At 58.0% G+C, this 22,746-nt stretch carries 19 protein-coding genes and 1 rRNA gene; 9 read left to right on the top strand and 11 right to left on the bottom strand.

Features of this window, described 5'->3' with window-relative positions; translation table 11 throughout:
• Positions 1 to 40: 40 nt before the first annotated feature.
• The 7 genes from atpE to asnC form a co-directional block, all read right to left on the bottom strand.
• Complete coding sequence (atpE, locus tag V8N38_RS25330) at positions 41 to 280, bottom strand: F0F1 ATP synthase subunit C (RefSeq protein WP_004093904.1); 240 nt, start codon at positions 278 to 280, stop codon at positions 41 to 43.
• A gap of 49 nt (positions 281 to 329) precedes the next feature.
• Positions 330 to 1,109 carry a F0F1 ATP synthase subunit A gene (atpB, locus tag V8N38_RS25325; protein ID WP_025160299.1) on the bottom strand — a complete coding sequence of 260 codons (780 nt, stop codon included), beginning with the start codon at positions 1,107 to 1,109 and terminating at the stop codon, positions 330 to 332.
• 22 nt (positions 1,110 to 1,131) lie between these two features.
• Positions 1,132 to 1,515: a F0F1 ATP synthase subunit I gene (gene atpI / locus V8N38_RS25320; protein WP_004933796.1), complete on the bottom strand. Its 384-nt coding sequence runs from the start codon at positions 1,513 to 1,515 to the stop codon at positions 1,132 to 1,134.
• 639 nt (positions 1,516 to 2,154) lie between these two features.
• Entirely contained in the window at positions 2,155 to 2,775 is a 621-nt protein-coding gene (rsmG, locus tag V8N38_RS25315) for a 16S rRNA (guanine(527)-N(7))-methyltransferase RsmG (RefSeq protein WP_047729585.1), read from the bottom strand.
• A gap of 138 nt (positions 2,776 to 2,913) precedes the next feature.
• Positions 2,914 to 4,803 carry a tRNA uridine-5-carboxymethylaminomethyl(34) synthesis enzyme MnmG gene (mnmG, locus tag V8N38_RS25310; RefSeq protein ID WP_060424381.1) on the bottom strand — a complete coding sequence of 630 codons (1,890 nt, stop codon included), beginning with the start codon at positions 4,801 to 4,803 and terminating at the stop codon, positions 2,914 to 2,916.
• 381 nt (positions 4,804 to 5,184) lie between these two features.
• On the bottom strand, positions 5,185 to 5,625 hold the full coding sequence (gene mioC / locus V8N38_RS25305; RefSeq protein WP_016929621.1) for an FMN-binding protein MioC: 441 nt from the start codon (positions 5,623 to 5,625) through the stop codon (positions 5,185 to 5,187).
• Between the two features lie 100 nt (positions 5,626 to 5,725).
• On the bottom strand, positions 5,726 to 6,187 hold the full coding sequence (gene asnC / locus V8N38_RS25300) for a transcriptional regulator AsnC (RefSeq protein ID WP_004933786.1): 462 nt from the start codon (positions 6,185 to 6,187) through the stop codon (positions 5,726 to 5,728).
• Positions 6,188 to 6,342: 155 nt separating this feature from the next.
• On the opposite strand from asnC, the gene asnA reads away from it, so the two are divergent.
• The gene (gene asnA / locus V8N38_RS25295) at positions 6,343 to 7,335 is read left to right on the top strand and encodes an aspartate--ammonia ligase (protein WP_041037361.1); all 993 of its coding nucleotides are present in this window, start codon (positions 6,343 to 6,345) and stop codon (positions 7,333 to 7,335) included.
• 6 nt (positions 7,336 to 7,341) lie between these two features.
• Here the strand turns inward: asnA and viaA are convergent, their stop codons facing one another.
• Together viaA and ravA are read right to left on the bottom strand one after the other, a co-directional pair.
• Positions 7,342 to 8,805 carry an ATPase RavA stimulator ViaA gene (gene viaA / locus V8N38_RS25290; RefSeq protein WP_049200559.1) on the bottom strand — a complete coding sequence of 488 codons (1,464 nt, stop codon included), beginning with the start codon at positions 8,803 to 8,805 and terminating at the stop codon, positions 7,342 to 7,344.
• A gap of 2 nt (positions 8,806 to 8,807) precedes the next feature.
• Entirely contained in the window at positions 8,808 to 10,316 is a 1,509-nt protein-coding gene (ravA, locus tag V8N38_RS25285; RefSeq protein WP_048232264.1) for an ATPase RavA, read from the bottom strand.
• Positions 10,317 to 10,599: 283 nt separating this feature from the next.
• Between ravA and kup the strand changes: the two genes are divergently transcribed.
• The 7 genes from kup (at position 10,600) to rbsR (ending at position 18,453) form a co-directional block, all read left to right on the top strand.
• The gene (kup, locus tag V8N38_RS25280; protein WP_049200553.1) at positions 10,600 to 12,468 is read left to right on the top strand and encodes a low affinity potassium transporter Kup; all 1,869 of its coding nucleotides are present in this window, start codon (positions 10,600 to 10,602) and stop codon (positions 12,466 to 12,468) included.
• 171 nt (positions 12,469 to 12,639) lie between these two features.
• Entirely contained in the window at positions 12,640 to 13,059 is a 420-nt protein-coding gene (rbsD, locus tag V8N38_RS25275) for a D-ribose pyranase (protein WP_060441271.1), read from the top strand.
• Between the two features lie 7 nt (positions 13,060 to 13,066).
• Entirely contained in the window at positions 13,067 to 14,572 is a 1,506-nt protein-coding gene (rbsA, locus tag V8N38_RS25270) for a ribose ABC transporter ATP-binding protein RbsA (RefSeq protein ID WP_060441272.1), read from the top strand.
• A gap of 6 nt (positions 14,573 to 14,578) precedes the next feature.
• A complete protein-coding gene (gene rbsC / locus V8N38_RS25265) occupies positions 14,579 to 15,547 on the top strand; it encodes a ribose ABC transporter permease (protein ID WP_019455467.1) in 969 nt (322 codons plus the stop codon).
• A gap of 24 nt (positions 15,548 to 15,571) precedes the next feature.
• The gene (rbsB, locus tag V8N38_RS25260; protein WP_025160300.1) at positions 15,572 to 16,459 is read left to right on the top strand and encodes a ribose ABC transporter substrate-binding protein RbsB; all 888 of its coding nucleotides are present in this window, start codon (positions 15,572 to 15,574) and stop codon (positions 16,457 to 16,459) included.
• Positions 16,460 to 16,520: 61 nt separating this feature from the next.
• Positions 16,521 to 17,447: a ribokinase gene (gene rbsK, locus V8N38_RS25255; RefSeq protein ID WP_147840600.1), complete on the top strand. Its 927-nt coding sequence runs from the start codon at positions 16,521 to 16,523 to the stop codon at positions 17,445 to 17,447.
• A 4-nt stretch (positions 17,448 to 17,451) separates the two neighbouring features.
• Positions 17,452 to 18,453, top strand: coding sequence for a ribose operon transcriptional repressor RbsR (gene rbsR, locus V8N38_RS25250; protein WP_016929629.1), 1,002 nt, complete (start codon positions 17,452 to 17,454; stop codon positions 18,451 to 18,453).
• On the opposite strand, the gene mdtD is transcribed toward rbsR, so the two are convergent.
• Both mdtD and V8N38_RS25240 read right to left on the bottom strand, forming a co-directional pair.
• Positions 18,450 to 19,865: a multidrug transporter subunit MdtD gene (gene mdtD, locus V8N38_RS25245; RefSeq protein WP_147840601.1), complete on the bottom strand. Its 1,416-nt coding sequence runs from the start codon at positions 19,863 to 19,865 to the stop codon at positions 18,450 to 18,452. The genes rbsR and mdtD overlap by 4 nt on opposite strands.
• A gap of 67 nt (positions 19,866 to 19,932) precedes the next feature.
• Positions 19,933 to 20,622 (bottom strand): FadR/GntR family transcriptional regulator, encoded by a 690-nt coding sequence (locus V8N38_RS25240; RefSeq protein WP_033636503.1) that lies wholly within the window; start codon positions 20,620 to 20,622, stop codon positions 19,933 to 19,935.
• A 483-nt stretch (positions 20,623 to 21,105) separates the two neighbouring features.
• Here V8N38_RS25240 and V8N38_RS25235 point away from each other — a divergent pair.
• A 16S ribosomal RNA gene (locus V8N38_RS25235) occupies positions 21,106 to 22,647 on the top strand.
• The last annotated feature ends 99 nt before the right edge of the window (positions 22,648 to 22,746 follow it).

Genomic DNA, 22,746 nt, shown 5'->3' with positions numbered 1-22,746 from the left:
AAAGTTAATAGTTTGGTTACGTCGTAGAGGGTTACTCTACTTACGCGACGGCGAACATCACGTACAGACCCAGACCTACAGCGATCATCGGGATGGCGTCGACCAGACCCATAACGATAAAGAACTGTGTACGCAGCAGAGGAATCAGGTCAGGCTGACGAGCAGCGCCTTCCAAGAATTTACCACCCAGGATGCCGATACCGATCGCAGCACCGATTGCCGCTAAACCCATCATCACAGCGGCAGCCATGTACAGCAGATCCATACTCAGGTTTTCCATGACAGTCTCCAGTTTGTTTCAGTTTAAAAGTGCAAGTGTTTTAAGAAAATCAGTGCTCTTCAGACGCCATCGACAGATAGACGATCGTCAGAACCATGAAAATAAAGGCTTGAAGCGTAATGATCAGGATGTGGAAGATAGCCCAAGGCAAGCTCAGGACCCACTGTGACCACCACGGCAACAGGCCGGCAATCAGGATGAAGATCAACTCACCCGCATACATGTTGCCGAACAGTCGCAGACCCAGTGAAACAGGTTTGGACAGCAGGCTGACACCTTCAAGAATTAGGTTGATAGGAATGAATACAGGGTGGTTGAACGGCTGCATGGTCAACTCTTTAACGAACCCGCCAACGCCTTTCATTTTGATGCTATAGAACAGAATCAGGATAAACACGCCCAGCGCCATCGACAGCGTGACGTTCACGTCGGCGGTAGGCACGACGCGCAGCGCAGGCAGACCGAGAACGTGGGTGCCGAGATAAGGCAGGAAGTCAACCGGGATGAGGTCCATCAGGTTCATCAGGAACACCCAGACGAACACGGTCAGTGCCAACGGCGCAATGACCTTGCTCTTGCCGTGGTACATATCGCGCACGCTGCTGTCGACGAAACCTACCACCAGCTCCACGGCGGTTTGCAGTTTACCCGGCACGCCGCTGGTGGCGTTTTTGGCCACTTTGCGGAAGATCACCAGGAAGAGCGCCCCGAGGACGACGGAGAAAAACATCGAGTCGAGGTTAATCGACCAAAACCCAGTCCCGACCTGAAGCTGCGTCAGGTGGTGACCGATATACTCCTGTGGAGTCAAGACTTCTCCTGCAGACATGATGCCTCTTACCCTTATTTAGTTAAGTTCGGTAACTGTTAATCACGGCCGGTGCCACTATCTGCACCACTAACACCGCTAAATAGGTCAGGCCAAGCGGTATAAACTCCGCCTTGAACACCCCCAGCGCCACGATCAGCAAAACGATGGTGATCACGACCTTTAGCCCCTCGCCGATGGCGAACGACCAGGCAACCCTACCGGGCGCCGGCGTTTGCGCCTGATGGCGCAAGGCAAACAGCATAAACATTGCACTCGGCAACCAGGCGGCGAGACCGCCTGCCAGCGCCGAAGCGCTCCATTCCGGGCTTTTCAGCCAGAAAGCAACGCTGATCAGAACAAAAGTCATTAACTGCAAAAACAGCAGTTTGCGTGCGACTTTCCCGCTGTAAAGGGACACAGACATGACGTTTGTTCTCTCCGTACCCCAGAGGGGGTATGCTGAGTGACGTATACAACTGTTTTTGCTGTCCTGAGTCAAGCAGCAAAAAACGAGCAAATTATACGGGGCATACCAACGAATTCAATCGATAAGTAGCGAAAAGGTGAACAATTATTTAAATTTCCCTATTCCAGCCTATTTTCACAAGAAAACGGTCGGAATAATAGGGCGCATTTAATTGTCTGATTATTCCAGCGTTGCGTTTAGAAACGCGAAGCCGATCACAGTAATGTCCCTTCCTGATTTATAGCCGATGGTCAACCAAACCGTCTTTAGCAATTTGAGCGATCAAAAGATTATATAAATCAAAACATTATCAGTTAACTGTTCAAAAACAATCCGTATACCCGATGAAAACCTTTTATTGACAAGCAGCGGGGCAATATTCCAACAGCCAATTAACATTAGCAGCAAACGCCAATCTTTCGCACATGATTGCTAACGTGACTATTTCCAAATGCAATTACTCTATTGTCGCTAATTAGCCGCGTTTTTTGTGTTAATAGGAAGTAAATTAACTAAAAAAAGCGGCCAACTAATTAGCCTGCTTATCTTTCTGCCTGGTACTGCCTTTAATTCACGCTTGTTTGATCAAAAGCAAACTCAGTTTGCCTTAAGAATCACCAGATGGCGTTCGCCTTCCAGTTCAGGCACCTGCAGCCGCACGATAGACTCCAGGCTAACGCCTGCAGGCAGCTGCGTCAGCTCTTCATCCGGGCGCACGCCTTTCAACGCGTAAAAACGCCCCTGCCCTTTCGCCGGCAGATGATGGCACCAGGACAGCATATCCTGCAGCGAAGCGAACGCGCGGCTGATCACGCCGTCGAACGGTGGCTCGGCCGGAAACTCCTCAACGCGGCTCTGCACCGGCTCGATATTGTTCAGGCCCAGCTCATGCTGCACCTGACGCAGGAAACGCACGCGCTTGCCCAGGCTGTCGAGCAGCGTGAAATGCGCGTCCGGGCGCACGATCGCCAGCGGAATGCCCGGCAACCCGGGGCCAGTGCCGACATCGATAAAACGCGAGCCCTGCAGATGCGGGTTGACCACGATGCTGTCGAGGATGTGGCGCACCAGCATTTGCTGCGGATCGCGCACCGACGTGAGGTTATAAGCCTTGTTCCATTTATCCAGCATGCCGACATAGCCCAGCAGCTGCTGTTTCTGCTGATCGGGCAGCTCAATGCCTGCTGCCGCAAGCAGCGAGTCTAATTTTTTTTGCACAACGGATCCTCTGGCAGGCGCTGAACGACCAGCGGATGGTTAGCTGGCGCAATGAGGCGACTATGATAATTCAGGGCGCAAGTGATGTCAGCGGCCGTTTGGCTACGGGATGAACAAACGGCCGCCTGGATGCGAGATTTATGCGCTGCGGCGCAGCAGTCCCTGCTTTTTCAGCCAGATCAGCAAAATCGAGATCGCCGCCGGCGTAATGCCGGAGATACGCGAAGCCTGGCCGATGGAGTTCGGTTTGTGATCGTTCAGCTTGGCGATCACCTCGTTCGACAGCCCCGAAACCTGACGGTAATCGAGATCCAACGGCAGCACGGTATTCTCGTTGCGCTGCTGTTTTTCGATCTCTTCCTGCTGGCGAGCGATGTAGCCTTCGTATTTGACCTGGATCTCGACCTGTTCGGCAGCTTGTACGTCGTCCAGCGGCGGCGCGAAGACGTCGGTGCCGGTCAACTGCGCGTAATCCATCTCAGGGCGGCGCAGCAGCTCTTCGCCGTTCGCTTCGCGCGACAACGGCGCTTTCAGCAGCGCATTGACCTGTTCGACGTTCTCGGCGTGCGGGTGCATCCAGATGTCGCGCAGGCGCTGACGTTCGCGTTCGATTCGCTCCAGCTTCTCGCTGTAACGCGCCCAACGCACATCGTCCACCAGGCCCAGTTCACGGCCTTTTTCCGTCAGGCGGAGATCGGCGTTGTCTTCGCGCAGCATCAGACGATACTCGGCGCGTGAGGTAAACATCCGGTACGGTTCTTTGGTGCCGAGGGTGCTGAGATCGTCCACCAGCACGCCCAGATAAGCCTGATCGCGACGTGGCGCCCAGCCTTCCTGTTCGTCGGCGAAGCGCCCGGCGTTCAAACCGGCCAGCAGGCCCTGCGCAGCGGCTTCTTCATACCCGGTAGTGCCGTTGATCTGGCCGGCGAAGAACAGCCCCTGAATGAATTTGCTTTCCAGCGTCGGCTTCAAATCGCGCGGATCGAAGAAATCGTACTCGATGGCGTAACCAGGGCGAATAATACGCGCGTTCTGCATGCCTTCCATCGAACGGACGATCTGCATCTGCACGTCGAACGGCAGGCTGGTGGAGATCCCGTTAGGGTAAATCTCGTTGCTGGTCAGGCCTTCCGGTTCGAGGAAGATCTGGTGCGCGTTGCGATCGGCAAAGCGCATGACCTTGTCTTCGATCGACGGGCAGTAACGTGGGCCGATCCCTTCGATGATCCCGGCATACATCGGGCTGCGATCGAGGTTATTGCGGATCACGTCATGGGTTTTTTCATTGGTATGGGTGATGTAGCACGCCATTTGTTCCGGGTGCTGGCTAGCATCGCCCAAGAACGAGAATACCGGCACCGGCGTATCGCCGTGTTGTGGCGCCAGTACGCTGAAATCGATAGTGCGAGCGTCGATGCGCGGCGGCGTACCGGTTTTCAAGCGGTTAACGCGCAGCGGCAGTTCTCGCAGGCGCTGCGACAGCGAGATTGAAGGAGGATCCCCGGCGCGGCCGCCGCTGTAATTCTCCAGGCCAATATGGATCTTACCGTCCAGGAAAGTGCCGACGGTCAATACCACCGCCTTGGCGCGGAATTTCAGGCCCATTTGGGTGACGGCGCCCACTACGCGATCGTTTTCGACGATCAGATCCTCAACGGGTTGTTGGAAGATCATCAGGTTGGGTTGGTTCTCCAACGCGGTACGGATCGCCTGGCGATACAGTACGCGATCCGCCTGAGCGCGCGTGGCGCGAACGGCCGGGCCTTTGCTGGCGTTTAGTATCCTAAACTGGATGCCGGCATGGTCGATCGCCGTGGCCATCAGGCCGCCGAGTGCATCAATTTCCTTAACCAGATGCCCTTTACCAATACCGCCAATCGCCGGGTTGCAGGACATCTGTCCCAGCGTATCGATATTGTGTGTCAATAATAAAGTCTGACGTCCCATGCGTGCCGCGGCCATGGCGGCCTCGGTCCCTGCATGGCCACCACCGATGATGATGACGTCAAATTGATCTGGATAAAACATGGAACTGCACCTCGCCGTATTGCGAACGATCGTTATTTGCCCTGGGGTGGGGGATTCTACTCAAGTTTAGACGATCGACCAAGTGGTCAGGATCGTCGGTAATTAAAAGAAGATCTTTTTTATTTAAAGATCTCTTTATTAGATCTCTTATTAGGATCGCGATCCTCTGTGGATAAGTGACTATTCACGATGAAGATCAGCAGATTAAGGAGGATCGTTTGCTGTGAATGATCGGTGATCCCGACACAGATAAGCTGGGATCTAAAAGGCTTGTTATGCACAGGACAAAAAGCGCACTACGGTTGTTATTGGGATAACTACGGCTTTTACCCTGCTTTTAAGTATAGTTATCCACAATCGTTCGCACGATCTTTAGGCGAATTAGAGTAGATTAATCCAGTTTTTTACCCATTCCTCGGCCGGATCCTCGGGAATTTCATGTTCGGTCACGTCGATCTCGAGACGATCGCCGATCCTTTTCGCGCCTCTGGCGATCAACAGATCGTCGATCTGTTTGATCGCACCGCAGAAGGTGTCGTATTCCGAACTGCCCAAACCGACGGCGCCGAACTGCACCTCGGAAAGATCCGGCTGTTGTTCGGCGATCTGCTCCAGCAACGGCTGAAGGTTATCCGGCAGTTCGCCGGCGCCGTGCGTGGAAGAGACCACCAGCCAGCGACCGGTCAACGGCAGCTCATCCAGTTCAGGGCCGTGCAGCATCTCGGTAGAGAAACCCGCGTCTTCCAGCTTTTCAGCCAAATGTTCAGCCACGTATTCGGCGCTGCCAAGCGTACTGCCACTGATCAGAGTAATGTCTGCCATGAACCAACGATCCCAACCTTCTCACTCAAAGTGGCTGCATTGTACGCTGTGAATCGGCTGGGATCTACCTGTGGATAATGTGGGTATGCAATTTGGCGGGTTACGGCACGATGGTGCGCATAATGGGGTTCTGCAGCGAGATCAGCGTTTCGGTAGACTGGATCTCGTCGATGGTCTGGATCTTGTTGATAAGTACCTGTTGCAGCGCGTCGATCGATCGGCACATCACCTTGATAAAGACGCTGTAGTGGCCGGTGGTGTAATAGGCTTCCACCACTTCTTCCAGGCTTTCCAGCTTCTTCAGCGCCGAAGGATAGTCTTTGGCGCTCTTTAATATGATGCCGATAAAGCAGCACACGTCATAGCCCAGCTGTTTGGGGCTGACGTCGATGCGCGCGCCGGTGATGATCCCGGCCTGTTTCATCTTCTCTACCCGCACATGAATGGTGCCGGGGCTGACGGCGAAGTTTTTCGCCAGTTCGGCGTACGGTGTGCGCGCGTTGTCCATCAGTGCGTTGAGGATGCCGCGATCGAGATTATCGATCTGATAAATTTCCGCCATTTAATCCCCCATTAATTAACGATTGTTGAATTCTGTCCGGGTAAAAATGAACGATTAAAAGTGAAAAGGCAATATTGATTAGTGGATATTGAATTGGCGTATCATTTTGTTGCTTAATCGATGGCAACAGAGACAGGTTTACAAGAGATACGGCAATGAAAAAACAGTTTATCCAAAAACAACAACAAATCAGCCAGGTCAAATCCTTCTTCTCCCGCCAGCTGGAGCAACAGCTCGGTCTGATCGAAGTGCAGGCCCCGATCCTCAGCCGTTTGGGCGATGGCACGCAGGATAACCTCTCCGGCAGCGAGAAAGCGGTGCAGGTTAAGGTCAAAACCCTGCCGGACGCCACCTTCGAAGTGGTGCATTCACTGGCGAAATGGAAACGCAAAACCCTGGGTAGTTACGATTTCGGCGCTGGCGAAGGCCTGTACACCCATATGAAGGCGCTGCGCCCGGATGAAGATCGCCTGACGCCTATCCACTCGGTGTACGTCGATCAGTGGGATTGGGAGCGGGTAATGGGTGATGGTGAGCGCAGCCTGGACTACCTGAAAAGCACCGTGCGCAGCATTTACGCCGCCATCAAGGCGACGGAGGCGGAAGTCAGCCGCGAGCATGGTCTGACTCCGTTCCTGCCGGAACAGATCCACTTTGTGCACAGCGAAACCCTGCTGCAGCGCTACCCGGATCTGGACGCCAAAGGGCGCGAGCGGGCGATCGCCAAAGAGCTGGGCGCGGTATTCCTGATCGGCATCGGCGGTAAGCTGTCGCACGGCAAATCGCACGATGTGCGGGCGCCGGATTATGATGACTGGACCACGCCGGCGGCGGATGGCCTGGCGGGCCTGAACGGCGACATCGTGGTGTGGAACCCGGTGCTGCAGGACGCTTTCGAGCTGTCCTCTATGGGCATCCGCGTCGACGCCGCCGCGCTGAAACATCAGCTGGCGCTGACCGGTGACGAAGAGCGCATGAAGCTGGAGTGGCACCAGTCGTTGTTGCGCGGCGATATGCCACAGACCATCGGCGGCGGTATCGGCCAGTCGCGTTTGGTGATGCTGCTGTTGCAACTGTCGCATATCGGCCAGGTGCAGTGCGGCGTGTGGTCGCCGGAAGTGCGCGGGGCGGTCGAAGGCCTGCTCTGATCCTGCCTAGCGCCGCCAGCGGCGCATCAAACGGCTTTTCAGCCCGGTATCAAAGCGCCAGATATGATCGAAGATGCGCATGATGCCGGGTTTGCCGTAGGCGGACATCGCCACCGCATGGAAACGCTGCTGGTGGCTTTGCTGCTGCTGTTTTACCTTCTTTATTACCTCCTCCGGCAATCGCTGGGCGATAAAATCGGAAATGATCACCGCATCGGCGTCGAACCAGCCGCTTTCCGCCATTTTGGTGACGGTGGCGTTCAGGCAGGCCGCCAGATCGGTGCCGCCGCGAAACTGCTGGCCGAGAAAGCGCACCGCCTGTTCGATGCCGCTGGCGGCGGTGAGTTCGTAATGCACGATCTGGTTGGCGAACAGCATGATGTAGCAGCGGCGGTTGTCCGCCAGCGCAATGCGCAGCAGCGCCAGGCAGAACGCCTTGGCGCACTGTTCGTTGAAGCCGCCCATCGATCCTGAGGTGTCCACGCAGACGATAAACGGCCCGCGCGGCTGTTGATCCTGCTGCTGGTGGGTGACCTGGCGGATCAGGATCTGTTCCTGCCAGACGTCGCCCTGCAGGCGGTAGCTCAGCAGCCGCTTTTCCAACAGGCGGCGATAAAACTCGAACTCCAGCTCTTCAATCCCCAGCGTCGCCAGCTCCGGCGGCAGCAGGCGCAGGATGTCATCGCTTTGATGAATGCCGCTCACTTCTTCCGGCAGCGTGGCCGGCACCTGTACCATGACCCTGAACGGTTCGGGCTGCGCGTCCTGTTGCTGCACTGCCTTGGCCTGATAGCTGCGGCCCAGCTGCTGCGCCAGCTTTTTCAGCTCTGGCTGCTGCTGCAAAAAGTTGCCGTACTCCACCAGCCGTTGGTAATCACCGCGCTGCAGCTGGCCTTTGCTCATGTCCCACAGCCTGCCGGCGGCGGTGTCGTTTTCCGACAGCAGCGGCTCCAGCGCGCCGCTCAGCGCCAGGCGCTCCTGCAGTTCCGCCATCAGCTGCTCGCGCTCTTGTTCCAGCAGCTGGTGGTGCAGCATGGTGGCCTGCAGCGTCAGGCTGATGCGCCAGCGCTGCAAGAATAGGGTTTGGAAGCTGTCGTCCAGCGGATGATTGGGCAGATCGGCGGCGTCCACCAGCGCGCGCGCCTGTTCATAAAACGGCGAGACCAGCTGGCGCAGCAGCTCCATCGTGTCGTTGAGGTTGTGATAGAACTGGGTGTTATTCTCCAGCTGGCACTGTTGGTAGCGGTAAAATTCCTGCGCCAGCGCCGGCGGCACCATGGCCTCCTGCAGACGCTCCTTGAGCTGCAGTTTCCAGCGTGGCAGATCGCGATCCAGCGCCCGGCGAATGGCCGGAAACTTTTTAAAGAACACCGACAGCTGCGGCGCCGCCAGCATGCCGACGATCATCTCCTCGATCATCTCGCCTTCGGTGATCGCCAGCAGCAGATCGAGCGTCTCCAGACTGAGCATGGTTACTGGCCGCGCATTTGCTGCAGTTGCTGTTTAACCTGCTCTGCCACCTGCAGCAGACTGGCTTCGATCTTGGCCAGGCCGGCGGCGGGGGTGAACAGACAGGGCTGATGCTGGCTGAAGGCGCGGCGCTGCTCCGCCAGGCGCTGGGCCAACGCGTCCATTTCATCCAGCAGCGCCTGCGGCGTGGCGGTGGCCTGTTTGCCCGGCAGCGCCAGCAGCGAAGGCTGGCGGCTGACGTCCAGCACCGTCAGGTGCAGTTGGTCGTCGACCTCCAAATCGATCGGCTGCGCGAAGCCGATGCCGTTCAGCTTGGCGCGCACGTCGCCGCCTTTTTGCAGCCAGTTATCCAGCACGCTGCTCTCGATGCTCAGATGGTTGACCTGAATGTCATGCAGCTGCAGCGGTTTTTGCAGCAGCAGAGTGAGAGTGCCGCCGGCGAACGGCGTGGCCGGCGCGTATTGCGGTTTGCGGCTGAACATGCCGCCCTTTTTCACCAGGCTGATGGCCTGCCGGTCGCTTTGTTGTTGCTGATCCTGCAGCCAGCGGGTGTGGATTTGTTGCAGTTGGATCAACATCGACTGCTGCTGATAGGCCGATTCGGTCAGCAGCTGATCGATCTGCTGTTGCAGCAGCTTCAGCGAGGTGAGATCGTGCCACAGGCAGTCTTTCAGCAGCATCAGGTCGAGCGGGGCGATGGCGTCGCGTCCGCTGAAGAAGGCGCAGGCCTGCAGCAGGCGCAGGGCCTTTTTCCAGCGTCGGTCGGAGACGTACGGCGCCTGTTCCAGCGCGTCCAGCCGCTGGCGCAGCTGGAAAATCAGCTCAAAGCAGGCTTCCGGCAGCGCCACCTTGTCGATCTGCGGTTGCCACTGCAGAAACTCTTCATCGCTGACGCTCAGCGCCGCCGGCACCGGGTTTTGGCTCTCGTTCTGGCGGTTGACCAGCAGCGAGCGGAAATTCTGTTTATCCTGCACCTTGTCCAGCCACAGGCGGATCAGCATGCGGTCATACAGGGCTTCGAGGCTGTTGTCCGCTTCGGGCAGTTCGTTGGAGGCGGTGACCAGCAGGCGCAGCGGGATCGGTTCTTCGCTGTTGCCGTTGCGAAAGCGCCGTTCGTTGATCGCCGTCAGCAGGGTGTTGAGGATCGCCGGGCCGGCCTTCCAGATTTCGTCCAGAAACACGATCTCCGCTTCCGGCAGGTAGCCGGCGGTCAGGCGCTGATAGCGCCCTTCATCTTTCAGCGCCTGAATAGAGAGCGGGCCGAAGACCTCTTCCGGCGTGGAAAATCGCGTCATCAGGTATTCAAAGGAGCGGGCGTTGCGGAAGGCAAACTTCAGCCGGCGCGCGATCAGGCTCTTGGCGATGCCGGGCGGGCCGAGCAGGAATACGCTTTCGCCGCTCAGCGCCGCGAGCAGGCACAGGCGGATCGCTTCTTGCCGCTCATAAAGACCGCTCTCCAGCGCGCTGCTGAGGCGGGAAATTCGTTCTGCCAGAAGGGATGATGGCGTCATATAATTGTCGCATTGTCCGAGAGTTAGCCAATCTTGGTCGATAATCCGATGATAAACCACCATTATTTTTAGTGGTATAGCTTATTGATTAGTAATATTTTTCTAAGTTGTACCGGATGTCCGGTTCACATTTTGTTTATTTTTCGGCTCTGATATAAGGGTAGGCAAGCCGTATAAATGGTGCATACTGTGCGGCTTTCTGGTGGGCGTGACGGATCTTTGAGCCCGTATTTTGCCTGATGCGGATGCATCGCTAACGGATGTTCTGATAAAGAAACGAATTATGAGCGCAGAGCATAAGCAGTCCTTATCGGCGGTAACCCTGGCGGCCATCGGCGTGGTCTACGGTGATATCGGCACCAGCCCTCTCTATACGCTGAGAGAGTGTTTCTCCGGCCATTACGGCTTCGATGTTCGTCCAGACGTGGTTTTCGGCTTCCTGTCGCTGATTTTCTGGATGCTGATCGTGATCGTTTCCCTCAAATATCTCACCTACGTGATGCGCGCGGACAACGCCGGCGAGGGCGGTATCCTGACGCTGATGTCGCTGGCCGGGCGCAACACCTCGGCGCGCACCACCGCGGTGCTGGTGATACTGGGCCTGATCGGCGGCAGCTTCTTCTATGGCGAGGTGGTGATCACCCCGGCTATCTCGGTGATGTCGGCGATCGAGGGGCTGGAAATCGCCGCGCCTGCGCTTGACGCCTATATCGTGCCGCTCTCCATTCTGGTACTCACGCTGCTGTTCGCCATTCAAAAGCACGGTACCGGCAGCGTCGGCAAGCTGTTCGCTCCGGTGATGCTGCTGTGGTTCATCGTGTTGGCGGTGCTGGGCGCGCGCAGCATCATTTCGAACCCGGAAGTGCTGCAGGCGCTGAATCCCAAATGGGCGCTCAACTTCTTCATGGAATATAAGAAGGTGTCGTTCTTCGCGCTGGGGGCGGTGGTGTTGTCGATCACCGGCGTCGAGGCGCTGTATGCCGATATGGGGCACTTCGGCAAGTTCCCGATTCGCCTGGCCTGGTTCACCGTGGTGCTGCCTTCGCTGGTGCTCAACTACTTCGGCCAGGGCGCGCTGCTGCTGAAAAACCCAGAGGCGATCAAAAACCCGTTCTTCCTGTTGGCGCCCGACTGGGCGCTGATCCCGCTGCTGATTCTGGCGACCCTGGCGACGGTTATCGCCTCGCAGGCGGTAATTTCCGGCGTCTTCTCGCTGACCCGCCAGGCGGTGCGCCTGGGCTATCTGTCGCCGATGCGCATCATTCACACCTCGGAAATGGAATCCGGCCAGATCTATATTCCGGTGATCAACTGGACGCTGTACATCTCGGTGGTGCTGGTGATCATCGGGTTCGAACACTCCAGCAACCTGGCAGCGGCGTACGGCATCGCCGTCACCGGCACCATGGTGCTGACCAGCATTCTGGTCACCTCGGTGGCGATCAACAACTGGCACTGGAATCGCTTCCTGGCGATCGGCATCGTGACCATCTTGCTGATCATCGACGTGCCGATGTTCTCCGCCAACGCCCTGAAGCTGTTCTCCGGCGGCTGGTTGCCGCTGACCTTGGCGCTGGTGATGTTCCTCATTATGACCACTTGGAAGAGCGAGCGCTTCCGCCTGCTGCGCCGCCTGCATGAACACGGCAACTCGCTGGAGGCGATGATTGCCTCGCTGGAGAAATCGCCGCCGGTGCGGGTGCCGGGTACCGCGGTGTTCATGTCGCGCGCCACCAACGTCATTCCTTTTGCGCTGTTGCACAACCTGAAGCACAACAAGGTGCTGCATGAGCGCGTGGTGCTGCTGACGCTGCGCACCGAGGATGCGCCTTACGTGCATAACGTGCGTCGGGTGACCATCGAACAGCTGTCGCCGACCTTCTGGCGGGTGGTCGCCAGCTACGGCTGGCGCGAAACACCGAACGTCGAGGAGGTGTTCCACCGCTGCGGGTTGGAAGGGTTGCCGTGCCGCATGTCGGAGACCTCGTTCTTCATGTCCCATGAATCGCTGATCCTCACCAAGCGGCCGTGGTACCTCTATTTGCGCGGTAAACTGTTCGTCGCCCTGAGCCGCAACGCGCTGCGCGCGCCGGATCAGTTTGAGATCCCGCCGAACCGGGTGATCGAGCTCGGCACGCAGGTCGAGATTTAACCCGCCTGATAAGGGGCTCAGCATGGCTGAGCCCCTTTTGTTTGTGCTTTGTCCGTGCGTGAACGAAACGTTTCGATAGCGATCACACTTCTGCATTGTCCCGGTTGCCTTCCCCTGCCGTTTTTTTAAACTCCCCCAGAGAGCGAAACGTTTCGCTAGCGGAGTGAGAAGATGAAAAAAGGCGTATTACTGAATTCCGACGTGTCTGCCGTGATTGCCCGGCTGGGGCATACCGACCAGCTCACCCTGTGCGATGCGGGCCTGCCGATACCGACGGAAACGCAGCGCATCGATCTGGCGCTGACGCAGGGCGTGCCGACCTTCATGCAGGTGTTCGCGGCGGTCACGCAAGAGATGCAGGTAGAAAGCGCCATCCTGGCGGAAGAGATCGTGAAACAGAATCCGTCGCTCCACGAGGCACTGTTGGCTGAACTGACCGCATTGGGTCAACGCCAGGGCAATACCATCAGCGTGCGCTATATCAGCCATCAGGCGTTTAAAGCGCAAACCGGGCACAGCCGGGCGGTGATCCGCAGCGGGGAGTGTTCGCCTTACGCGAACGTGATCCTGTGCGCCGGCGTAACTTTCTGAGGCGCGTATGCAACCTTTACTGCAACTGAAAGGGATTGATAAAGCCTTTCCCGGCGTGAAGGCGCTTTCCGGCGCTGCCCTCAGCGTCTATCCCGGCAAGGTGATGGCGCTGGTGGGAGAAAACGGCGCCGGGAAGTCCACCATGATGAAAGTGCTGACCGGCATCTACCAGAAAGACGCCGGCAGCCAGTATTTTCTCGGTAAAGAGGTGGCGTTCAACGGGCCTAAGGATTCGCAGGAAGCGGGCATCGGCATTATCCATCAGGAGCTGAACCTGATCCCGCAGCTGACGATTGCGGAAAACATCTTCCTCGGCCGCGAGTTCGTCAACCGTTTCGGCCGCATTGACTGGAAGCGCATGTACGCCGAGGCCGATCGCTTGTTGGCGCGTCTCAATCTGCGCTACAGCAGCCACCGACTGGTGGGCGAACTGTCGATCGGCGATCAGCAGATGGTGGAGATCGCCAAGGTGCTGAGCTTCGAATCGAAAGTGATCATCATGGATGAACCGACCGATGCGCTGACCGACACCGAAACTGCCTCGCTGTTCAAGGTGATCAACGAGCTGAAGGCCGAAGGGCGCGGCATCGTGTATATCTCGCACCGCCTGAAAGAGATTTTTGAAATCTGCGACGACGTGACCGTATTCCGCGACGGGCAGTTTATCGCCGAGCGGCCGGTGAGCGAGCTGCAGGAAGATTCGCTGATAGAGATGATGGTCGGCCGCAAGCTGGAAGAGCAGTACCCGCGCCTGGATTTGCCGCGCGGGGAAAAACGGCTGGACGTCAGCCACCTTTCCGGTCCTGGCGTTGAAGACGTCAGCTTTACGCTGTACCGCGGCGAGATCCTCGGCGTGGCCGGGCTGATGGGCGCCGGGCGCACCGAATTGATGAAAATCCTGTACGGCGCCGCCCCGCGCAAGGCCGGCTCCGTCAGCCTGGACGGTCGCGACGTGGTCACCCATTCGCCGCAGGACGGGTTGGCGAACGGCATCGTCTATATCTCGGAAGACCGCAAACGCGACGGCCTGGTGCTGGGCATGTCGGTGAAGGAAAACATGTCGCTGACCGCGCTGCGCTATTTCAGCCGCGCCGACGGCAGCCTGAAACAGGCCGACGAGCGGCAGGCGGTGGGGGATTTCATCCGGCTGTTCAATATCAAAACGCCGTCGATGGAGCAGCCGATCGGTCTGCTTTCCGGCGGCAATCAGCAAAAAGTGGCGATCGCCCGCGGCCTGATGACCCGCCCGAAGGTACTGATCCTCGATGAGCCGACGCGCGGCGTCGACGTTGGCGCCAAAAAAGAGATCTATCAGTTAATCAACCAGTTCAAGCAGGAAGGGCTGAGCATCATTCTGGTGTCTTCGGAAATGCCGGAGGTGATGGGCATGAGCGATCGCATTCTGGTGATGCACGAAGGGCATCTCAGCGGCGAGTTCCCGATTGAACAGGCCACCCAGGAAGCGTTGATGGCGGCAGCCGTCGGCAAGCAATACGGCGTAAAGCAGGAGTAATCAGATATGAGTTCCCAGACTATCGCAGCTAAGCGCTGGTTCAGTAAAGAGTGGCTGTTAGAGCAGAAGTCGTTGATTGCGCTGCTGGTGCTGATCGCCGTGGTCTCTTCCATGAGCCCGAACTTCTTCACCCTGAACAACCTGTTCAATATTCTGCAGCAGACCTCGGTGAACGCCATCATGGCGGTGGGGATGACGCTGGTGATCCTCACCTCCGGCATCGATCTGTCGGTAGGATCGCTGCTGGCGCTGACCGGCGCGGTGGCGGCGTCGATCGTCGGCTTTGAGGTCAACGCGCTGGTGGCGGTGGCGGCGGCACTGGCGCTGGGCGCCGCGGTTGGCGCCTGCACCGGGGTGATCGTCGCCAAAGGCAAAGTGCAGGCCTTTATCGCCACGCTGGTGATGATGCTGCTGCTGCGCGGCGTCACCATGGTGTACACCAATGGCAGCCCGGTCAACACCGGTTTCACCGACGTGGCCGACACCTTCGGCTGGTTCGGCATCGGCCGCCCGCTGGGCGTGCCTACGCCGATCTGGATCATGGCGATCGTGTTCATCGCCGCCTGGTATATGCTGCATCATACGCGCCTGGGCCGCTATATTTATGCCCTGGGCGGCAACGAAGCGGCGACCCGCCTCTCCGGCATCAGCGTCGATAAAGTGAAGATTATCGTCTACTCGCTGTGCGGCCTGCTGGCGGCGCTGGCCGGGGTGATCGAAGTGGCGCGCCTGTCGTCGGCGCAGCCGACCGCCGGCACCGGCTATGAGCTGGACGCCATCGCCGCCGTGGTGCTGGGCGGCACCAGCCTGGCCGGCGGCAAGGGCCGCATCGTCGGCACGCTGATCGGGGCGCTGATCCTCGGCTTCCTGAACAACGGCCTGAATTTACTGGGTGTTTCTTCCTACTACCAAATGATCGTGAAGGCAGTGGTGATACTGCTGGCGGTTCTGGTAGATAACAAAAGCAACAAGTAACCTCCCCCTACAGGAATCACGATGATGAAAATGAAAAAACTGGCAACCTTAGCTTCCGCCATCGCGCTGAGCGCCACCCTGAGCGCCAATGCCATGGCCAAAGACACCATCGCGCTGGTGGTGTCCACCCTCAACAACCCGTTCTTCGTCTCGATGAAGGACGGTGCGCAGCAAGAGGCCAACAAGCTGGGCTACAACCTGGTGGTGCTGGATTCCCAGAACAACCCGGCGAAAGAGCTGGCCAACGTGCAGGATCTGATGGTGCGCGCGCCCAAGCTGCTGCTGATCAACCCGACCGACTCCGACGCGGTAGGCAACGCCATCAAGATGGCCAACCAGGCTAAGATCCCGGTCATTACGCTGGACCGCGTGGCGAGCAAGGGTGACGTGGTGAGCCACATCGCTTCGGATAACCGCGTGGGCGGCAAAATGGCCGGCGACTTCATCGCCAAGAAAGTGGGTGCCGATGCCAAGGTGATTCAGCTGGAAGGCATCGCTGGCACTTCCGCCGCGCGTGAACGCGGTGAAGGCTTCAAACAGTCGCTGGATCAGAATAAATTCAAACTGTTGGCCAGCCAGCCGGCCGATTTCGATCGCACCAAGGGCCTGAACGTGATGCAGAACCTGCTGACTGCGCACCCGGATGTGCAGGCGGTGTTCGCTCAGAACGATGAAATGGCGCTGGGTGCGCTGCGCGCGCTGCAAACCGCCGGTAAAACCGACGTGATCGTGGTAGGCTTCGACGGCACCGCTGACGGCGTGAAAGCGGTCGAAGGCGGTAAGCTGGCGGCGACCGTGGCGCAGCGTCCCGATCAGATCGGCGTGATCGGTGTGGAAACCGCCGATAAAGTGCTGAAAGGCGAAAAAGTGCCGGCGACCATCCCGGTCGATTTGAAACTGGTCACTCAGTAAGTCATACCAGCGCCATCGGAACGGGGCGTTTACGATGGCGCGCAATTCAGGAATCAATGCGATGGAAACAGGTAAGCTGGTGGTTCTTGGCAGCATCAATGCCGACCATATCCTCAATATTGAACAGTTCCCCCACCCGGGCGAAACGGTGATCGGGAAACAGTATAAGGTGGCGTTTGGCGGCAAGGGCGCGAATCAGGCGGTGGCGGCCGGGCGCAGCGGGGCGGAGATCGCCTTTATCGCCTGCGTGGGCGCTGACGACATCGGCGAACGTGTCCGCCGGCAGCTGGCGAGCGATCGCATTGATACCCAACCGATTGAAGCCATCGCCGACAGCGCCACCGGCGTGGCGCTGATCTTCGTCAACGCCGAAGGCGAGAACGTGATCGGCATCGATGCCGGCGCCAACGCCGCGGTGACGCCGGATTACCTGGCGCGCTACCAACAAAAAGTGATCGATGCCGACGCTTTGCTGATGCAGTTGGAGTCGCCGCTGGATACGGTGATCGCCGCCGCCCGCCTGGCGAAGCAGCATCACACGCAAGTGATCCTCAACCCGGCCCCGGCGCGTGAGCTGCCGGACGAGCTGCTGGGCATGATCGATATGATCACTCCGAATGAAACCGAAGCCCAGCGCCTGACCGGCATCGCCGTGGACAACGACGCCGATGCGGCGCGCGCGGCGCAGGCGCTGCACGACAAGGGCATCGCGACGGTGATCATCACCCTTGGCAGCCGCGGCGTGTGGCTGAGCGAAAACGGCAACGGCAAACTGGTGCCCGGCTTCAAGGTGCAAGCGGTGGATACCATCGCCGCCGGCGATACCTTTAATGGTGCGCTGGTCACAGCTCTGTTGGAAGGCAAGATCATGGCCGACGCGGTGCGTTTCGCCCATGCGGCGGCGGCGATCGCCGTGACCCGCCCTGGCGCGCAGCCTTCGGTGCCGTGGCGTGAAGAGATCGACGCCTTCTTGCAGCAGCAGGGGTGATCCTTTGGCCACCATGAAAGATGTCGCCCGCCTGGCGGGCGTTTCAACCTCTACCGTTTCGCATGTGGTCAACAACAATCGCTTTGTCAGCGACAGCGTGCGCGACAAGGTCATGGCGGCCGTGGAACAGCTGAACTATGCGCCTTCCGCGCTGGCGCGCAGCCTGAAGCTCAATCAGACGCGCACCATCGGCATGCTGGTGACCGCCAGTAACAACCCGTTTTATGCCGAAGTGGTGCGTGGCGTGGAGCGCAGCTGCTATGAACGCGGCTACAGCCTGATCCTGTGCAACACCGAAGAAGACGCCGCGCGCATGAACCGCAGTATGGAGACGCTGCTGCAAAAGCGCGTCGACGGTTTGCTGCTGATGTGCACCGAAAACCACCGGCCATCGCAAGATGCCCTGAGCCGCTACCCGTCACTGCCGATCGTCATGATGGACTGGGCGCCGTTCGAGGGCGCCAACGACATTATTCAGGATAACTCGCTGCTGGGCGGCGAGATGGCGACCGATCATCTGATCGCCTGCGGTTACCGCAAGATCGCCTGCATCGCCGGCCCGCAGGATAAAACCACCGCCCGTCACCGACTGGAAGGCTATCGCAACGCGATGCGGCGCGCCGGATTGCCGGTTCCGCCAGGGTATGAAGTGCATTGCGACTTTGAGTTTGAGGGCGGCGTGAACGCCATGCGCCAACTGCTGGCGCTGGACGAGCCGCCGCATGCGGTGTTCGCCGGTAACGACGCGGTGGCGGTGGGCGTTTATCAGGCGCTATATCAGGCCGGGCTTTCCGTGCCGCAGGATATGGCGGTGATGGGCTACGATGACATTGAGTTGGCGCGTTATCTGGCGCCGCCGCTGAGCACCATTCATCAGCCGAAGGATTCGCTGGGCGAACTGGCGATCGATGCGCTGATCAATCGCCTGCAAAACCCGGAGCGCGCGCCCCAGGTGCTGGTGCTGACGCCCGAGCTGGTGGAACGCGCCTCGGTGGGCCGCCGTTAACTGGCCGCCTTCGCTTCTTTCTTGCTTTCCTGGCCGCTGATCAAATTGCGGCCATCCTTCCTTCTCAGCAACATAAACACCAGCGCCGACGCCACGGTGACGATCCCCATGGTGATAAAGGTGTAATGGAAGTGGTCGATCATGGTGCCTAACGACAGGGATTCGTAAAAACGCAGCACCGCCGCGCTGATTGCCACGCCGAAGCTGATGGACAGCTGCTGGGTGACCGCCAGGACGCTGTTGCCGGCGCTGGCGTTGGCGTCGTTCAAATCCGCCAGGCTGATGGTGTTCATGGCGGTGAACTGGGTGGACATCGCCATGCCCAGCACGAACAGCGGCAGGATCATCAGCCACAGCGGCATGCCCGGGCTTTGCAGGGCGAACTGGGCGATCAGCACCCCGATGATAACGGTGATGCCGACCAGCGTTTTACGGTAGCCGAACCAGCGCAGCACCTGAGTGACGGTGGATTTCGCCATCAGCGAACCGATGGCGGTCGGCGCCATCATGCAGCCGGCGACGATCGCCGTATAGCCGAATCCCACCTGCAGCATGAGCGGCATTAAAAACGGCACGCAGCCGGTTCCCAGCCTGGAGGCGACGTTGCCGGCGATACCGACCGAGAAGGTGCGGGTTTTGAACAGGTCGAGACCGATCAGCGGCTGAGGATGGCGGCGTGCGTGCGCGATATAGCCGAACAGCATCACGAAGCCGCTGAGCAGAATGCCCAGCGAAATGTAGCTCGCCAGCACCCGCTCGCCAAACAGCTCCAGCCCGGTAGAGATCAGCACCAGGCTCAGGCCGAACAGCATGAAGCCAAGGAAATCGAAGCGGCGCTTGGGCGTGGTGAAGTCCGGCATGTACTTGCGCGCATAGACGATGCCGAGCAGGCCGATAGGGATATTGATCAGGAAAATCCAGTGCCAGGTGGCGTAGGTGACCAGCCAGCCGCCCAGCAGCGGCCCGAGAATCGGCCCGACCAGGCCGGGCATGGTGACGAAGTTCAGCACCGGCAGCAGTTCGCTGCGCGGATAGGCGCGCAGCAGCGCCAACCGCGCGACCGGCATCATCATCGCGCCGCCGATGCCTTGCAGCACGCGAGAGGCGACCAGCACGCTTAACGTAGGGGACAGGGCGCACAGCAGCGAGCCAAGGGTGAATAACGTCACGGCGAAGATGAACACGCGGCGGGTGCCGAAGCGGTCCGCCAGCCAGCCGCTGACCGGGATCAGCATCGCCACCGTCAGCGTGTAGCTGATGACGGCCGATTGCATCGCCAGCGGTGAACGCCCCAGGCTTTGGGCGATCGCCGGCAGCGCGGTGTTAAGGATGGTGGCGTCCAGCGCCTGCATAAAGAACGCCATTGCGGCGATCCACGGTAGTCCTGCCATACTGCGCGCGGATTGGGTCATGGTCGGTCCTGGTTAAATGGTCGTCTGTCCCTCGTCTCTTTCTTCTATATATAAGCGGGGAGCGTGTCTAGTCTTTCTCTTTCAGCAGCACCTGGCAGGCGACGAGCGCGCCGGCGCTGTCTCCGGCGAGTATCGCATCGACGATAGCCTGATGATGGCGCAGCTTGATCACTTCATTGCCGGTGATGGCGCGGAAGTAGCTTTGGTACACCGAACTGAACAGGTTGGCGAACGAGGTCAGGAACGGGTTGCCGCTGGCCTCGTAGATGAGCTGGTGGAATTGGGTATCGACCTGGATCCAACGCTCGCGATCAAACTGGGTATGCAGCGCGCGCATTTCCGCCATCAGCTCCGCCAGCAGCTTGGTTTGCTGCGGGCTGGCGTGGTTTGCCGCCAACGCGCAGGCCTGCGGCTCCAGCGAAGTGCGCAGGATAAGGAAGTGTTGCATCACCTGATCGAAGTTTTCCCGCGTCATCCACCAGGTCAGTAAATCCTGATCGAGAAAATTCCATTGGCTTTGCGGCATCACGCGGGTGCCGATACGTGGGCGCGGCAACAACATGCCTTTGGCGGCTAACATCTTTACTGCTTCGCGTACTGCGGTGCGGCTGACGCCGAATTGCTCGCCCAGTTCCATTTCACCGGGCAGGATGCTGCCGGCCTGATAATCGCCCGCCAGAATTTGTTGGCCGAGTTTCTCTGCAAGCAGATAAGAAAGATTGCGTTGGGCGGCCTGTTGTTGTGCATTTAGCGGCATGGCTGCGGGTCCTTACTGACATCGTTATTTCTATTTTACTCCAGTGATCGCCAGCTTTTATGGCTGTTTGCCGGAAAAAGTGACATAAATTCGTCGCTTTTTCGCCCTTTTGTTGAAAAAAAGCGCGCTTGAAAAGTTTTTTGCAATTAGGGGTTGCGGCCCGCCGAGAACTCCCTATAATGCGCCTCCACTGACCGGGAACAACGACTGACAAGCCGCCGGGTCAGCGAGAGAAAAGCGAAATAAACGCTTGACTCTCCGGGTGAAAAGCGTAATATACGCCACCTCGAGTTAGCAAGCGAAAGCGCCTAACTCACTGCTCTTTAACAATTTATCAGACAATCTGTGTGGGCACTCCACAAGACGATATCCAGCATCTTCGGATGCAAAAAAATATCAAGTCTTGAAGAGTGACTAACTGAAGTAAAATTCATGCAGTAAATCTTTGAGCATCGCTTCTCGAGTGGAAGCAAATCAAGCTTTTAATTGAAGAGTTTGATCATGGCTCAGATTGAACGCTGGCGGCAGGCTTAACACATGCAAGTCGAGCGGTAGCACAAGAGAGCTTGCTCTCTGGGTGACGAGCGGCGGACGGGTGAGTAATGTCTGGGAAACTGCCTGATGGAGGGGGATAACTACTGGAAACGGTAGCTAATACCGCATAACGTCGCAAGACCAAAGAGGGGGACCTTCGGGCCTCTTGCCATCAGATGTGCCCAGATGGGATTAGCTAGTAGGTGGGGTAATGGCTCACCTAGGCGACGATCCCTAGCTGGTCTGAGAGGATGACCAGCCACACTGGAACTGAGACACGGTCCAGACTCCTACGGGAGGCAGCAGTGGGGAATATTGCACAATGGGCGCAAGCCTGATGCAGCCATGCCGCGTGTGTGAAGAAGGCCTTCGGGTTGTAAAGCACTTTCAGCGAGGAGGAAGGTGGTGAGCTTAATACGCTCATCAATTGACGTTACTCGCAGAAGAAGCACCGGCTAACTCCGTGCCAGCAGCCGCGGTAATACGGAGGGTGCAAGCGTTAATCGGAATTACTGGGCGTAAAGCGCACGCAGGCGGTTTGTTAAGTCAGATGTGAAATCCCCGGGCTCAACCTGGGAACTGCATTTGAAACTGGCAAGCTAGAGTCTCGTAGAGGGGGGTAGAATTCCAGGTGTAGCGGTGAAATGCGTAGAGATCTGGAGGAATACCGGTGGCGAAGGCGGCCCCCTGGACGAAGACTGACGCTCAGGTGCGAAAGCGTGGGGAGCAAACAGGATTAGATACCCTGGTAGTCCACGCTGTAAACGATGTCGATTTGGAGGTTGTGCCCTTGAGGCGTGGCTTCCGGAGCTAACGCGTTAAATCGACCGCCTGGGGAGTACGGCCGCAAGGTTAAAACTCAAATGAATTGACGGGGGCCCGCACAAGCGGTGGAGCATGTGGTTTAATTCGATGCAACGCGAAGAACCTTACCTACTCTTGACATCCAGAGAACTTTCCAGAGATGGATTGGTGCCTTCGGGAACTCTGAGACAGGTGCTGCATGGCTGTCGTCAGCTCGTGTTGTGAAATGTTGGGTTAAGTCCCGCAACGAGCGCAACCCTTATCCTTTGTTGCCAGCGGTTCGGCCGGGAACTCAAAGGAGACTGCCAGTGATAAACTGGAGGAAGGTGGGGATGACGTCAAGTCATCATGGCCCTTACGAGTAGGGCTACACACGTGCTACAATGGCATATACAAAGAGAAGCGACCTCGCGAGAGCAAGCGGACCTCATAAAGTATGTCGTAGTCCGGATTGGAGTCTGCAACTCGACTCCATGAAGTCGGAATCGCTAGTAATCGTAGATCAGAATGCTACGGTGAATACGTTCCCGGGCCTTGTACACACCGCCCGTCACACCATGGGAGTGGGTTGCAAAAGAAGTAGGTAGCTTAACCTTCGGGAGGGCGCTTACCACTTTGTGATTCATGACTGGGGTGAAGTCGTAACAAGGTAACCGTAGGGGAACCTGCGGTTGGATCACCTCCTTACCTAAAGATATTGATTCGAGTGGCGTGCTCACACAGATTGTCTGATGAAAAAGTAACGAGCAAAGCGCTACCTGTTGATGCCATGAGTTATTCATGCTG

It is taken from the genome of Serratia nevei, assembly GCF_037948395.1.
GTDB classification, from domain to species: domain Bacteria; phylum Pseudomonadota; class Gammaproteobacteria; order Enterobacterales; family Enterobacteriaceae; genus Serratia; species Serratia nevei.
Note: the sequence above shows the minus strand (reverse complement) of the source record. Positions and strands in the feature narration are given on the sequence as shown.

Coding starts and splice junctions, on each gene's coding strand:
- mdtD (WP_147840601.1), bottom strand. CDS start 19,865: ATGACCCAATCCGCGCGCAGTATGGCAGGACTACCGTGGATCGCCGCA.
- V8N38_RS25240 (WP_033636503.1), bottom strand. CDS start 20,622: ATGCCGCTAAATGCACAACAACAGGCCGCCCAACGCAATCTTTCTTAT.
- ravA (WP_048232264.1), bottom strand. CDS start 10,316: ATGACGCCATCATCCCTTCTGGCAGAACGAATTTCCCGCCTCAGCAGC.
- mioC (WP_016929621.1), bottom strand. CDS start 5,625: ATGGCAGACATTACTCTGATCAGTGGCAGTACGCTTGGCAGCGCCGAA.
- rbsB (WP_025160300.1), top strand. CDS start 15,572: ATGAAAATGAAAAAACTGGCAACCTTAGCTTCCGCCATCGCGCTGAGC.
- asnA (WP_041037361.1), top strand. CDS start 6,343: ATGAAAAAACAGTTTATCCAAAAACAACAACAAATCAGCCAGGTCAAA.
- kup (WP_049200553.1), top strand. CDS start 10,600: ATGAGCGCAGAGCATAAGCAGTCCTTATCGGCGGTAACCCTGGCGGCC.
- asnC (WP_004933786.1), bottom strand. CDS start 6,187: ATGGCGGAAATTTATCAGATCGATAATCTCGATCGCGGCATCCTCAAC.
- atpE (WP_004093904.1), bottom strand. CDS start 280: ATGGAAAACCTGAGTATGGATCTGCTGTACATGGCTGCCGCTGTGATG.
- rbsA (WP_060441272.1), top strand. CDS start 13,067: ATGCAACCTTTACTGCAACTGAAAGGGATTGATAAAGCCTTTCCCGGC.
- viaA (WP_049200559.1), bottom strand. CDS start 8,805: ATGCTCAGTCTGGAGACGCTCGATCTGCTGCTGGCGATCACCGAAGGC.
- atpB (WP_025160299.1), bottom strand. CDS start 1,109: ATGTCTGCAGGAGAAGTCTTGACTCCACAGGAGTATATCGGTCACCAC.
- rbsK (WP_147840600.1), top strand. CDS start 16,521: ATGGAAACAGGTAAGCTGGTGGTTCTTGGCAGCATCAATGCCGACCAT.
- rbsC (WP_019455467.1), top strand. CDS start 14,579: ATGAGTTCCCAGACTATCGCAGCTAAGCGCTGGTTCAGTAAAGAGTGG.
- rbsD (WP_060441271.1), top strand. CDS start 12,640: ATGAAAAAAGGCGTATTACTGAATTCCGACGTGTCTGCCGTGATTGCC.
- mnmG (WP_060424381.1), bottom strand. CDS start 4,803: ATGTTTTATCCAGATCAATTTGACGTCATCATCATCGGTGGTGGCCAT.
- atpI (WP_004933796.1), bottom strand. CDS start 1,515: ATGTCTGTGTCCCTTTACAGCGGGAAAGTCGCACGCAAACTGCTGTTT.